This window comes from uncultured Anaerotruncus sp. (assembly GCF_902490045.1).
Classification (GTDB): Bacteria; Bacillota; Clostridia; order Oscillospirales; family Ruminococcaceae; genus Anaerotruncus.
Map to the genome: position 1 here is coordinate 1 of NZ_CABUCJ010000065.1, position 13,766 is coordinate 13,766.

13 protein-coding genes, 1 tRNA gene and 1 rRNA gene are annotated in these 13,766 nt (G+C 61.1%); 10 read left to right on the forward strand and 5 right to left on the reverse strand.

The window, feature by feature from the left end:
• Nucleotides 1–919: ribosomal RNA gene (locus RDM88_RS08130) — 16S ribosomal RNA — on the reverse strand; the annotation flags it as partial.
• Nucleotides 920–1,418: 499 nt separating this feature from the next.
• Here RDM88_RS08130 and RDM88_RS08135 point away from each other — a divergent pair.
• The 10 genes from RDM88_RS08135 (at nt 1,419) to RDM88_RS08180 (ending at nt 11,014) form a co-directional block, all read left to right on the forward strand.
• Nucleotides 1,419–1,495, forward strand: a tRNA-Arg gene (locus RDM88_RS08135).
• A 162-nt stretch (nt 1,496–1,657) separates the two neighbouring features.
• Nucleotides 1,658–2,002, forward strand: a complete 345-nt coding sequence (locus RDM88_RS08140; protein ID WP_308754362.1) for a TIGR04076 family protein — start codon at nt 1,658–1,660, stop codon at nt 2,000–2,002.
• A 280-nt stretch (nt 2,003–2,282) separates the two neighbouring features.
• On the forward strand, nt 2,283–4,808 hold the full coding sequence (locus RDM88_RS08145; protein ID WP_308754363.1) for a glycyl radical protein: 2,526 nt from the start codon (nt 2,283–2,285) through the stop codon (nt 4,806–4,808).
• A gap of 17 nt (nt 4,809–4,825) precedes the next feature.
• On the forward strand, nt 4,826–5,620 hold the full coding sequence (locus RDM88_RS08150; RefSeq protein ID WP_308754364.1) for a glycyl-radical enzyme activating protein: 795 nt from the start codon (nt 4,826–4,828) through the stop codon (nt 5,618–5,620).
• 95 nt (nt 5,621–5,715) lie between these two features.
• Nucleotides 5,716–6,354, forward strand: coding sequence for a CatA-like O-acetyltransferase (locus RDM88_RS08155; RefSeq protein WP_308754365.1), 639 nt, complete (start codon nt 5,716–5,718; stop codon nt 6,352–6,354).
• Between the two features lie 322 nt (nt 6,355–6,676).
• Nucleotides 6,677–7,198, forward strand: coding sequence for a response regulator transcription factor (locus RDM88_RS08160; protein WP_308754366.1), 522 nt, complete (start codon nt 6,677–6,679; stop codon nt 7,196–7,198).
• Between the two features lie 3 nt (nt 7,199–7,201).
• On the forward strand, nt 7,202–7,360 hold the full coding sequence (locus tag RDM88_RS08165) for a helix-turn-helix domain-containing protein (RefSeq protein ID WP_308754367.1): 159 nt from the start codon (nt 7,202–7,204) through the stop codon (nt 7,358–7,360).
• Nucleotides 7,357–8,340 carry a HAMP domain-containing sensor histidine kinase gene (locus RDM88_RS08170; protein ID WP_308754368.1) on the forward strand — a complete coding sequence of 328 codons (984 nt, stop codon included), beginning with the start codon at nt 7,357–7,359 and terminating at the stop codon, nt 8,338–8,340. Before RDM88_RS08165 ends, RDM88_RS08170 begins: the two co-directional genes overlap by 4 nt.
• 268 nt (nt 8,341–8,608) lie before the next feature.
• Nucleotides 8,609–9,682: an acid shock protein gene (locus tag RDM88_RS08175; protein WP_276872385.1), complete on the forward strand. Its 1,074-nt coding sequence runs from the start codon at nt 8,609–8,611 to the stop codon at nt 9,680–9,682.
• Nucleotides 9,683–9,826: 144 nt separating this feature from the next.
• On the forward strand, nt 9,827–11,014 hold the full coding sequence (locus tag RDM88_RS08180; protein WP_308754369.1) for an LPXTG cell wall anchor domain-containing protein: 1,188 nt from the start codon (nt 9,827–9,829) through the stop codon (nt 11,012–11,014).
• 95 nt (nt 11,015–11,109) lie between these two features.
• Here the strand turns inward: RDM88_RS08180 and RDM88_RS08185 are convergent, their stop codons facing one another.
• The 4 genes from RDM88_RS08185 to RDM88_RS08200 all read right to left on the reverse strand — a co-directional run.
• On the reverse strand, nt 11,110–11,826 hold the full coding sequence (locus RDM88_RS08185; protein WP_308754370.1) for a response regulator transcription factor: 717 nt from the start codon (nt 11,824–11,826) through the stop codon (nt 11,110–11,112).
• A gap of 384 nt (nt 11,827–12,210) precedes the next feature.
• Complete coding sequence (locus RDM88_RS08190; RefSeq protein WP_308754371.1) at nt 12,211–12,732, reverse strand: nitroreductase family protein; 522 nt, start codon at nt 12,730–12,732, stop codon at nt 12,211–12,213.
• 59 nt (nt 12,733–12,791) lie between these two features.
• The gene (locus tag RDM88_RS08195) at nt 12,792–13,325 is read right to left on the reverse strand and encodes a DUF5662 family protein (RefSeq protein ID WP_308754372.1); all 534 of its coding nucleotides are present in this window, start codon (nt 13,323–13,325) and stop codon (nt 12,792–12,794) included.
• A gap of 242 nt (nt 13,326–13,567) precedes the next feature.
• On the reverse strand, nt 13,568–13,766 hold a 199-nt coding region (locus RDM88_RS08200; protein ID WP_308754373.1), incomplete at its 5' end, for a hypothetical protein.

The window sequence follows — 13,766 nt, forward strand, 5'->3', positions numbered from 1 at the left end:
GCCCCCGTCAATTCCTTTGAGTTTCAACCTTGCGGCCGTACTCCCCAGGTGGATTACTTATTGTGTTAACTGCGGCACGGAAGGGGTCAGTCCCCCCACACCTAGTAATCATCGTTTACGGCGTGGACTACCAGGGTATCTAATCCTGTTTGCTCCCCACGCTTTCGAGCCTCAGCGTCAGTTAAGGCCCAGCAGGCCGCCTTCGCCACTGGTGTTCCTCCTAATATCTACGCATTTCACCGCTACACTAGGAATTCCGCCTGCCTCTACCTCACTCAAGAACGCCAGTTTAGAACGCTGCCACCAGTTGAGCCGATGGATTTAACATTCTACTTGGCATCCCGCCTACGCTCCCTTTACACCCAGTAATTCCGGACAACGCTCGCTCCCTACGTATTACCGCGGCTGCTGGCACGTAGTTAGCCGGAGCTTCCTCTTAGGGTACCGTCATTTTCTTCCCCTAAGACAGAGGTTTACAATCCGAAGACCGTCTTCCCTCACGCGGCGTCGCTGCATCAGGCTTTCGCCCATTGTGCAATATCCCCCACTGCTGCCTCCCGTAGGAGTCTGGGCCGTGTCTCAGTCCCAATGTGGCCGTTCAACCTCTCAGTCCGGCTACCGATCGTCGCTTTGGTGGGCCGTTACCCCGCCAACTGGCTAATCGGACGCGAGCCCATCTTTCAGCGGATTGCTCCTTTGATTCCCACGCCATGTGACACAGGAATGTTATGCGGTATTAGCAGTCGTTTCCAACTGTTATCCCCCTCTGAAAGGCAGGTTGCTCACGTGTTACTCACCCGTCCGCCACTAAGTGCAGCCACTTCCATCCGAAAACTTCCGTGAAAACACTCCGTTCGACTTGCATGTGTTAGGCGCGCCGCCAGCGTTCGTCCTGAGCCAGGATCAAACTCTTTGATTATGGTATCTAAAGCCTTTCGGCTTCAAATCTTCTCAAAGGTCCTCCCGGCAAAGTTTCCTTTGCTGGTTTCGCTTTTGTATCCGGAGATACTCAAATTCATTTCAAGGGTGATTCCCCCAAAACCTTCGTTTCGGGTTCCTCGTTTCTCTTCTCTCGTTGTTCATTTTTCAAGGTGCTGGTTCCCCGCCGCAAGGGCGTTTTCCTCAGGCGGGACTTTTAGTTTAGCATGGAATGGACAAACTGTCAAGCGGATTTTTCTCGAAATTTACGGTTTATTTACCGCACATTTCTTTCCACAATTTCTCCACAGGCCCGCGCCCGCGCTCTCCGGCTATTTTTCCACTTTTTCAACATCCGCATGTTGAAAACATTTTTCGGCAGTCTTTTCCGCCAGTTTCATTATTGCCCGAAATTCTTGAAAAAATCCATAAAAGAATTGCTTTTTTCAAGAATTGTTGGTATAATAATCGTCAGCGGCCCACAGGACCGGCCGCAATATGCGCCCGTAGCTCAGCTGGATAGAGCGTTAGACTCCGACTCTAAAGGCCGTGCGTTCGAATCGCATCGGGCGTACCAAAAACGAAAGGCACGCTTTGCGCGCCTTTCGTTTTTTATTCGCCTTTCCAATGACGAGGACTTCCCGGCAAAAGGCCCCGTCTTTTCTTCCGCGGGCGGCCGTGTTATAATACTATTATATAAGGATCTCACGTCCCGGAAATTTGACGGGGGTTTTGCCCGATGAAAAAGGTAAAGATCACGGTGCTCAAAACGACCCTTGACAGGGAGCTCGCCGCCGAATACGGCGTCGAGGGGCTGACGGCCTGCCCGATGATGCGGGAGGGCCAGGTCTTCTACGCGGATTACGCAAAGCCGGAGGGCATGTGCGACGAGGCGTGGAAGGCGGTCTACCAGTACGCCTTCGCGCTGTCGCACGGCGCCGGGGAGGGGCTATTCTACTACGGGGACTGGATCCGCAAGCCGGGCGTCGCCATCTGCAGCTGCAACGACGGGCTCCGCCCGGTCATCTTCAAGCTGGAGGCCACCGGCGAGGACTCCCAAATCGACTACGAACCGGTCCGCTGACCGCCTTTGCGCTCTGCGCGCAGATCGATGAACAGAAAAAACAGGCTTCCGGGCGTGCCCGGAAGCCTGTTTTTTTGGGCCCTTCCCAGAATCGATGCGCATATCCGATCATTTTTGATCGCCAAAGCGAAAACACCCTGCCTCTGATCAAGATCGCCGCCGAAGATGGCGTTTGCAGGCGGCTTTTGATAAAATGTGAACTGGAAGAAAGCGCCGCTGCTCGCATCTGCGCAGCGGCAGACGATAGGCGAACCAGACCAGAAAGGACGGCATGGGGATTATGGGACGATTTTATGACGGCGAGATTGAAAAGAGCCCGCGCATCGACCGGCTGATCAGCCACCTGTACGCGAAGATGCCGGCGATCGAGGCGGACCGGGCGGTCCTGCTGACCGAGAGCTACCGCGAAACGGAGGGGGAGCCGGTCATCCTCCGGCGCGCCAAGGCGTTCCTCAAAATCTGCCGGGAGCTGCCGATCACCATCCGGCCGGAGGAGCTGATCGTCGGAAGCAACAGCATCGCCCCGCGCGGCTGTCAGGTCTTCCCCGAGTACTCGTGGGAGTGGCTCGAAAAGGAGTTCGACACGGTGGAGACGCGCGCCGCCGACCCCTTTTCCATTTCGGAGGAAACCAAGCGGCGGCTGCGGGAGGTCTTCCCCTACTGGAAGGGCAAAACGACCAGCGAGCTGGCCACCTCCTACATGGCTCCCGAGACGCTCACGGCCATGAAGCACAACATCTTTACCCCGGGCAACTATTTCTATAACGGCATCGGGCACTTCACCGTCAAATACGAGGAGGTGCTGGAAACCGGCTTCGCGGGCATCCGCGACCGCGCGGCGGCGGCGCTCGCGAACTGCGGGCTGGGCGACCCCGACTACGCCTCCCGCTCCAGCTTCCTCGAGGCGGTCATCCTGAGCTGCGAGGCCGCGTCTGAGTACGGCCGGCGCTACTCCGTCCTCGCGCGCGAACTCGCGGAGCGGGAGACCGACCCCGCGCGCCGCGCCGAGCTCCTGCGCATTTCGGAGGTCTGCGCGCGGGTGCCCGGACAGCCCGCCTCCTCCTTTTATGAGGCGTGCCAGTCCTTCTGGTTCGTCCAGATGCTCCTGCAGACGGAGTCCTCCGGACATTCGATCTCGCCCGGCCGGTTCGACCAGTACATCTATCCCTACTATAAGGCCGACCTCGACGCCGGGAGGATCACGCGGGAATCCGCCCAGGAGCTGCTCGACTGCGTCTGGGTTAAGCTCAACGACCTCAACAAGGTCCGCGACAGGGATTCCGCCGAGGGGTTCGCCGGGTACAGCCTCTTCCAGAACCTCATCGCCGGCGGCCAGGACGCCGAGGGCAACGACGTCACCAACGACCTCTCCTTCATGTGCATCGAGGCGTCGATGCACGTGCGCCTGCCCGCGCCCTCCCTCTCGGTGCGGGTGTGGAACGGCACCCCAAACGAGTTCCTCATCAAGGCCGCCAGGCTCACCCGCACCGGCGTGGGCCTGCCCGCCTACTACAACGACGAGGTGATCATCCCCGCCCTCATGAGCCGCGGGCTTTCCGTCGCGGACGCGCGCACCTACAACATCATCGGCTGCGTCGAGCCCCAGAAGGCGGGCAAGACGGACGGCTGGCACGACGCCGCCTTCTTCAACATGTGCCGCCCGCTCGAGCTCGTCTTTTCGGGCGGCCGGGAGAGCGGCGAGCTGGTCGGCGCGGAGACCAAGCCGATCTCCGAGATGCGGTCCTTCGACGAGTTCTACGGCGCCTACCAAAAGCAGATGGACTACTGCATCCGTCTGCTGGTCAACGCGGACAACGCCATCGACCGCGCCCACGCCGAGCGCTGCCCGCTGCCCTTCCAGTCGAGCATGATCGACGACTGCATCGCGCGGGGCAAATCCCTCCAGGAGGGCGGCGCGGTCTACAACTTCACCGGGCCGCAGGGCTTCGGCATCGCGAACGTCACCGACTCGCTGCTCGCGGTCAAAACGCTCGTCTTCGACGAGCATAAGCTCACCCTCGGGGAGTACCGCGAGGCGCTCCGGAAAAACTTCGGCCGCGGGCTCGGCGCCCGCGAGACGGAGGACCTCGTGGCACAGGTGGCGGGCGGCATGGCCGCCGCCGGCCGGCCGGTTGGCGAGGCGGAAATCCGCGCGATCTGCGAGGCGGTCAGGCGGGAGCCGGTTTCCCCGGCGGAGAAGGAACGGTACGACCGCCTGCTCGGCTGGATCGACGAGCTTCCCAAATACGGCAACGACGTCCCCGCCGTGGACGCCTTTGCGCGCGAGGTGGCCTACCTCTACACCAGGCCGCTCCAAAACTACCGCAACCCGCGCGGCGGCATCTTCCAGGCGGGGCTCTACCCCGTCTCCGCCAACGTGCCGCTCGGCTCCCAGACGGGCGCCACCCCCGACGGCAGGCTTGCCAACACCCCGATCGCCGACGGCGTCGGCCCCGCCCAGGGGCGCGACACCCACGGCCCGACCGCGGCCTGCAACTCGGCGGCGCGGCTCGACCACATGATCGCCTCCAACGGCACCCTCTTCAACCAGAAGTTCCACCCCTCCGCCCTCAGCGGCATCGAGGGGCTCCAGAAGTTCGCCAGCCTCATCCGCGGCTACTTTGACCAGAAGGGCATGCACATGCAGTTCAACGTCGTCAGCCGCGAGACGCTGCTCGACGCGCAGGCCCACCCCGAAAACTATAAAAGCCTCGTCGTCCGGGTGGCGGGCTACAGCGCCCTCTTCACCACCCTCTCCAAGTCGCTCCAGGACGACATCATCAGCCGCACCACCCACGGGTTTTGACGAAAGGAGGCGCCGATATGGACGCGGACTGCCGCCGCCGGACCGGACGCATCTTCGACATCCAGAAATATTCTATCCATGACGGCCCCGGCATCCGGACGATCGTCTTTTTGAAGGGGTGCGCCCTGCGCTGCCAGTGGTGCTGCAACCCCGAGTCCCAGTCGCATGAAATCGAGACGATGACCGTCGGCGGCAAGGCGAAGGTCATCGGCCGGGACGCCGAGGCCGGGGAGGTCATGGAGGAGGTCCTGCGGGACTGGCCCTATTTCCGCCGGTCGGAGGGGGGCCTCACCCTCTCGGGCGGGGAGTCGCTGCTCCAGCCGGAGTTCGCGGGGGCGCTCCTGCGCATCGCCAAGGAGTCGGGGATCACCACCGCGCTGGAATCTACCGCCTTCGCGGATTTTTCCGTGATCGAGCGGGAGATCCTGCCCTGGCTCGACCTCTTCCTCATGGACGTCAAGCACATGGACAGCGCAAAGCACCGCCGGTTCACCTCCCAGGGCAACGAGCGGATGCTCGAAAACGCCCGGCGGATCGCCGCGGCGGGACAGGCGCTGATCATCCGCGTGCCGGTCGTCCCCACCTTCAACGACACGCCCGCCGAGATCGCGGCGATCGCGCGGTTCGCCGCCTCGCTGCCCGGGGTCACACGGCTGCACCTGCTGCCCTACCACCGGCTCGGGCAGGACAAATACGCCCGTCTCGGCAGGCGCTACCCGCTGCCCGACCTGCTGCCCCCGCCGCAGGAAAAAATGGAGCTGCTCGCCGAAACCGCCCGCGCCGCCGGCCTGACGGTGCAGATCGGCGGCTAGGCGGCGAACGGATTTCCGGGTAGCCAACCGCCCCCCTCCTGTGGTAAAATCGAGAGGAAAGCCATCGGACCGCAGGGACTTTGAAGGAGGCGCGCATGTTTCACCCGATCGATCCCGACCGCTGGGAGCGGAGGGACACCTTCCGGAACTTTATCGACCTCGACTGCAGCTACAGCGTGACGCGGGACCTCTGCGTCACTCCCTTCCTCGCCCACGTCCGGGCGCGGGGGCTGCGGTTCTACCCGGCCTTTTCCTGGGCCGTGCTGCACGCGGTCAACCGCCACAGGGAATTCCGGATGGGGTTCGACGGCGGGGGGCGGCCCGGCTACTATGACGAGGTGCACGCGGAATACACCGTGCTCGACGAACGCACCAAAAACATGGACAGCCTCAATACCGCCTACCGCCCGAATTTTTCGGATTTTTACGCCGCCATGACGGACGATCTCGAGCGCTTCGCGCGCGACGGGACGCGCACCGTGAGCCGGGAAAATTCCGTCCTGCTCTCCTGCGTCCCGTGGTTTTCCTATACCGGGCTCTCCTTCCACATGAAGTCGAACCTCTCCTTCCTGCGGCCCATGTTCGTGTGGGGAAAGTACCGGCGGCAGGGGGAGGAGCTGCTGATGCCCTTCACCATCCAGGTCCACCACGCGGCCGCGGACGGCTACCACTGCCACCTGCTCTTCACGGACCTCGAACGGGTCCTGCGCGAGCCGCAAAGCTATTTGAAATGAGTCCGCATGAGAGGACCGGGACCGCCGGAATTTTATTCCGCGCGCCCGCCTTCCCCTCTTGCCCATCGTCCGGAAAGCCGCCCCTTTTGGGGGCGGCTCTTTTGTTTTTTCCGGCTTTTCGGCGTCCGGTTTTTATTGACTAAAATCCTGCATAATATAAACGGAAACCCGCTTATTCGCATCAAATATCAACTCAATGTAAACGCACAAAAGGAATAATTTAACATAAGAAGAACGTTCTGTAATATTTCTTTCCAACCCTTTCCACGTCCTTTACAATCGCACTTTTTCTGTTATATTGGATTTCTGGGAGGGTACGCGGATGGCAACAATTTTAATAGTTGACGACGACCGGAAAATCTGCAGGCTCGAAGACATCTACCTGCGCAGCGAGGGGTTCGACACCCTCGTCGCACGGGACGGCTTTGAGGCGCTTTCGATCATCGGCCAGAAGCGCGTCGACCTCATCGTGGCCGACATCCTCATGCCCAACCTCGACGGGCAGGGCCTCCTGCGCGCCCTGCGTGAGCACTATATTGCCACGCCGGTGCTCATGATGACCTCTAGGTCCGCCTTCGAGGACAAGAAGCGCCTCTTTGAATGCGGGGCGGACGACTATATGGTCAAGCCGGTCGACCTCGAGGAGCTCGTCCTGCGCATCCGCGCGATCCTGCGGCGCTACAACATCAGTAACGCGCGCCAGCTGCGCGTCGGGGACACCATCCTCGACTACTCCAGCCTCGAGGTGCGCGACCCCGGCGGGACCCTCACCCTGCCGCAGAAGGAATTTTACCTGCTCTTCCTGCTGCTCTCCTATCCCGGCCGCATCTTCACGCGGCAGTAGCTGATGGACGAGCTGTGGGGAACGGATACCAACACCAGCCCCCGCACGGTGGATGTCCACATCAACCGGCTGCGCAGCCGGTTCGCCGGACGGGAGGATTTTGAAATCTCCACCATCCGGGGGCTGGGATACAAAGGCGTCATAAAGGCGGCGGTAAGATGAAGCGCGTCGGATGGAAGACCCTGCTGCTCCCCGGGGCGCTGGCCGCCCTTTTCGGCGCGGCCGCCGGCCTGCTGTCCGGGCGCTGGGCGGAGTTCCACCCGGCCTGGACCTTCCTGGCGGGCGCCCTGCTCTCCGGATGCGTCCTGCTGGCGGTTTTTTTGGCGGGCGTCTGCCGCCCGCTCGTCCGCCTGGGCGAGGCGGTCCGCCGCGTCCTGGAGGGCGACCTGTCCGCGCGGGCGCGGGTCCCCGGCTTCCCCGCGGGCGCGCAGCTCCGCGAGCTGACCCGCGATTTCAACGAGGTCGCCCGCAGGCTGGAGGAGGACGCCTCCCGCGAATGGGACGTGCTGCCGGTGTTCTTCCACGAGCTCAAGGCGCCGCTGGCGACGATCGGCGGCTACGCCCAGCTGCTCGAAAAAAACCTCCACCCCGAGCAGAACCGGGAATTCGCCCAGATTATCCGCAGCGAGGTCGAGGAGATGGCAGGCCTGGCCGACAGCCTGCTGCTACTCTCCCGCCTGGACGCCGGGCGCCCGGAGCAGCCCCCGGAGACGGTCGACGTCGCCGAGCAGGTGCGCCGTGCGTTCACCGCGCGCGAGCCCCTCTGGCGGGAAAAAGAGCTTACGCTCGCCCTTTCGCTCGGAGACGCGAAGGCGCGGGGCTACGGCCCGCTGCTCGCGCACGTGTGGGGCAACCTCGTGGACAACGCGGTCAAGTATTCCCCCGCAGGCGGGACGATCGAAGCGTCGCTGTGCGCGCGGGAAGGCCGCGTGCGCTTCGTCATCCGCAACGGGGGCGCGCCCATTCTGCCCGCCGACCTGCCCCGCGTTTTCGAGCCCTTTTACCGCGCGGGCAACGGCGGCGGGGAGTCCGGACACGGGGTCGGGCTGGCGCTGGCACGCCGCATCGTGGCGCTGCACGGGGGCGAGATCACCGTGGAAAGCGGCGAAACGGAGGGCACCGCCTTCACCGTGACGCTGTGAGGAATTTTCTCCACAAAGTTGATACAAATTTATCACACAATCTCCATAATTCCATCACCGTTTGTGCATATTTATTGTTATTTTCTGTACCAAACGCCAAAATTTTAGGCCCGTTTGGTGCAATTTACAAAAATAGTTACAAAACGGTTACAAAGCCAATTGATTCCTTCTCACGGCACAGGCTATAATTTGACTGTCAGGTAAGGCTGGAGAGGCGACCCTGAAAAAACAAAATCAAAAGATCACGAATTTAGGAGGAGATTTACCGATGAAAAAGTTACTGGCGGTCGTTCTGGCTGCTGCGATCGTGCTTTCCCTCGGTGTGGTTTCTTTCGCTGCTTCCAATGATGCGAAGCCGAAGGCGACCGTTACCACTTATATCAAGGCGACTGATACCGAGACCACTACGACCGTTCCGATTGTCGCTGACTACGATACCGCGAACGAGGTTACCGATCTCGTAAAGCCCGGCTCGACCGTCTATGTCAAGGTCAGCAATGGCCTCGAGGACAAGGACAACTTCAAAGTGAAGTTTGACAAGGGCGACGACAATCCGAAGATGATCAAGAAGATCTCCATTGCTGAGAAGTCCATTCTTGGTGATCCGCGTAACACCGTCATCAAAGTCGAACTGAACGACAACACGACTGATTCCGAGTACAAGGTTTCTCCGTCCGTCACCTTCACCGCGAAGGATAAAGACGTTCCTTCCGGCGCTGATAAGTTCCAGGCCGGCGACAAGATCACTGTCGAGCTCAAGTTCTGGATCGGCAACGTTGGAGAAGGCGCGGATCAGGATTACATGGCCGGCGATGACGGCGTGGTCCTGAAGCCCACCAAGAACGAAGACAACGAGATCAACTGGGAAGATGAGAACAACACCATCGCGACCCTGAAATTTGTTGGCGACGACGACGGCAAGTACTTCTATCCGAAGCTCTCCACCAAGTGGGAAGATGCGGACTATGCGGAGTATTTCGCTGACCAGGACGCGTTCATCTTCAACTTCACCGGCGCTAACGGCGGCAACACCAAAATTGCTTCCACCAGCCGTGCGACCCTCGAGCTCTACAACCCGTACTATGATTCCGACGAGGACGATCTGAGGGTTGAGCCGGAGAACGTCGTGATCTACATGGTCGGTGATGACGGTTCCATCAACGATGTTACCGCTTCCTTCAAGGCTATTGAGACTGACGATGGCGACTATGTCTTCCAGACCAAGACCCGTGAGCTTGGCGTCTACATCATCGCTGAGAAAGCCTACGCCACCGACGCCGGTGATGTCGAGGCTCCTGCCGAGGACGGCAAAGCGATTCCGGACACCGGCATCTGGGCCTAATTTTTAGAACCTAGCCAATTGAACGAACGGGTGACTCTCCACACCCGTTCGTTCCTCCATTTGAAGGCTTTAAGAGCGTTGGAGGACGCCCTTTGGCGATAGAGAGAAAACTGATCAAAACTATTCTAAGGAGGAAATTTACCAATGAAAAAGATTCTTGCATTGGTGCTGGCGCTTGCGACCGTGTTGAGCCTTTCGGCGGTTGCATTCGCTGATAGCAAAGTTTATCCGACGACTGCGCTTAACGATGACGGTGAAAAGTATGACAATGTTGTCACCATCGGTGGTGGTAAGATCGTCAGTGATGCGATTGCCCCTGATACGACTTTTTATGTCCCGGTCGGCGGCAATGAAGAGGACACCATCACGCTTGATGATGGCAAACAGGTCCAAATCAAGTACTTGGTTGACAAAGACTTCTTTAAGTTCTCCCCTGACAAGGATACCAACGGGAAGCTTGTTAAGAGCATCACCTTGGTGACCGATAAGGGCTTCGATGGATTTTATCGCAACGCTTACATCAAATTTGTGCTGGCGGACATCACCGATACCGATGAGCACAAGACCGATGGCACCATCGAGTTCAAAGCGAAAAAGACTGCTGCTGATGACAAAGATGTCAAAGACAAAACTAAGAACACCTATGAAAAGGATAGCAAGCTGGTTTGGGACTACAAACTGTGGGTCACCAATGAGGCTGTTGGCAACGACGATAACCCGGACGTTGGCGACCGCGTCTACATGGATCCCGATAAGAACGAAACCAACACCCTGGTCTGGGGCGACGACCGCGCGGCCCTCAAGTTCGATTCCGACGACGACGCGCGCAAGTTCTATGCGCGTCTGTCCACCTCGAACATGAGCGACATCTATGCCGAGTACGGCGATCCCGCCGACGCCGACCTGTGGTTCTATGACTTTGTTGGCCATCCGACCGTTCCCGCGACCTCCAAGGCGACCCTGACCCTCGGCATTCCGTGGGATGATGACGACGACTACACCCCCGATCCGGAAAACTGCTTCATCTATGAAGTGGATGCCGACGGCTATCTGGTCGACGTCACCTCCAAGTTCTCCTACTCCGAGGACGACGAGGAGATTCCGGGCTGGTCCATCCGCACCCGTCAGCTGGGCACCTACATCGTCTCCGACACCGAGCTCGATGTGACCGTTGACGAGCCGGAGACCTCCGAGCCCGCCGATGTTGAGACCCCGAACTCCGGCAAAGACATCCCGAACACCGGTTCCAGCGACATGGTCAACGTGGCTCTCGTAGCCGCCGTTGTTTCCCTGGCTGCTGCTGGCGCTGTTGCGTTCCGCAAAGTGAAATAATCTGATCTCTCAGGTTCTTCACGCCAAAGCAAACTGAAAACCCCGCGGCTGCCTCCACAGCCGCGGGGGTTTTGCTTTACTTTTCCGCCGGGTCTTTACGCGGGGCGCTCCTGCGAGGCGCTCCAGAGGAACTTGTAGCCCACGCCCCGCACCGTGATGATATGCTTGCCGAACCACCCGAGCTTGGCGCGCAGGGACTTGATGTGGCTGTCCACCGTGCGCTCGTCTCCCGCGTAGCCGGAATCCCACGCGCGGTTTAAAATCTGCATGCGGGAGAGCGCCAGGTTGGGGTTGCGCGCCAGGTAGTAGAGCAGGTCGAACTCCCGCGGCGAAAGGGCCACCGCCTTGCCGTCGAGCTCGACGACGTGTTCCGCGAGGCTCAGGCGCAGGCCGTCGAAGCGCAGCTCCTTGGGCGGCAGCGCGTGCACCCGCTTGAGCAGCGCCTTGACGTGCGCGATGATGAGCGGGTCGCCCGCCGGACGGCGCAGGCAGTCGTCCGCGCCGTTCTCGAGCATTTCCAGCTCGGCGTGCTCGTCGCTCCCCTCGACCACCACGAGCACGGGCAGGTCGGTGGACGCCCGCAGAAGCTTGAGCTGCGCGACGCGGTCCCCCCGGTAGCCGGTGGTGTCGAACACCAGCAGGCTGATCTTCTGGGCCTCCAGCTGGGCCAGCGCCTGCGCCACGCCCGAGGCCGTGGCCACCTGCCAGCCCTCGTCAAAGATGCGCTGGGTCAGGCGGACCCGGTACTGCCGGAGGGTTTCGGTATAGCGCGGGTTCCCTTCGTCCATGACCAGTAAAATCGTCGGTATCATATGGGCCTCCCTCCACGAAAAAAACAAAAATTCCCGACTGAATTTCCATCAATCCATTACATAAGCTGCACAGAGCGCCTGTATAATAAAAACAGCCTGTAATGGGACGGAGTGCCAGCCTGTCCCCCTATGGGCCTCCTCCGGGACGCCCCGTACCTTGGGGTTTCCGGAAAATCAGTTTTAACAGCAAAGACTCTCCAACAAAAACGCCGCCTGTGAAGGCGGCGTTTTGTCTTCGCCGCGGAAATATTTTCCTTAGCGTTATTTTATCATTTGGAGTTCAACCCTCTGTTTGCTGGGGGAGCGAAAATGTGAATTTTCCGTGAATGAAAACGGGTATCGCGCGGCGGCGCCGCGCGATACCCGTTCTTTTTGAAGCCTCGCCTATTTCCCGTAGCCGTTGAACCACGCGCGCTCCCCGAAGGGCAGCTTCTTTGCGGCGGGGACCTCCCCGGCGGGAATCCCCACGGGCAGGTAGACCGCGACGGTCATGTCGTCCGGCACGCCGAGCAGCCTCCCCATCTCGCGGCCGGGGCCGCCGCGGATCTGTCCCTCGATCCACACCGAGGCGTATCCCTTCGCGGCGATCGCCAGCAGGATGTTTTCAGCCGCCGCCGAATAGTCGTGGATGTGGTAGGACACTCCGCTCGGCGAGGGCGTCTCCCTGGTGACGAGCAGGATCGCGGCGGGCGCGGTCAGCGCCCAGCTCTTCCCGTAGATTTCCGCGAGCTTTCTGGCCAGCGCGGGATCGTCGACGCCGATCAGCCGCGTCGTTTGCAGGTTGCAGCCCGACGGGGCGAGAAGTCCCGCCTCCAGCAGCTCCCGCAGCGCCTCCCGCGGGATGGGCGTGGGCTCGAACGGCCCCCGGTAGCTCCTGCGGGCCCGGATCGCTTCCATCAGTTCCATTTCCTTGCCTCCTTCTCTTCCGTGGGGCGGTTCGCCCCTTCCAATCGTATGTGCGCCCGCTACCGGCGCCCCAGAATCTCCCGGCGGATGTAAGCGAAGGTGCGGTCCTCCCCCTCCTCCGCGAGCATCCCGAGCAGGCGCTCGAGCAGCGCGCGGGTGCCGGGGTGAATCAGGTAGTGGTCCCGGCTGGCCAGATAGTAATCCAGCGGGTCGCCGTCCCGGTACGCCTTCCCCCGGTAGGTCTTGCTGGCCGCGACCCGGTCGCAGAACATCTCCGCCACATAGTGGACCGGCATTTCCATGCCCGCCATCCGGTGGCCGGCCGCGGGGTCGTAGTCGATCCAGTATTCGAGGTGGTGCTTGTTGCGGCCCTTGTGGTGCAGCCACGCCGCGCTGTAGCCGCTTTCCATCCGCTCGATCTCGTTGGGGCTGCGGTCCCCCTGGTAGTATTTCGCCCCGGCGGAAAACTCCACCGGCGAATACTTGGAGAGGTCGTGCAGCAGCCCCTGCCGGTAAAGTCCCACCCGGAAGCAGTGCTTCATCACAAGGAGCTTGTGGCGGTTGATCGTGCGCAGATGGGAAAGCCATTTCATCCGCCCGCACCCCCGTTCCCGGAAAACTCCCACCAGACGGAGCCCATCTGCTCCGCGCGCAGCGGAAAAAGCAAACGCCGACCGGTCACCAGCCGCAAGGCGCACCGCTTCCTTTCCCGATTCGTTTCCCGGCCTCGTCCGTGGCGGCAGGGCCGCGGGCGGGCGACACCGGGGATTTGCGCTTATTATAGCACAAACCGGGGCGGCGGGCAAAGCCCGCAGCCCCGGTTTTTCCCGTTTTCCTATCCGGACGCGCTCCACGCCCGCGCGAGCCGGTCGAACCGTTCCGCCATCTCCCTGTGGTAGCGGCAGGAGGCCCCGCAGACGGCGCGCGCCCGGTCGGCCCGGAAGATCACCGCGCGTGCCCCGCCGGGCCCCGCCGCCGGCCGCGCAGGCCCCTCCGCGAGGAAGAAATCCCCCGGCACAAGGCTCGCGGCCGCG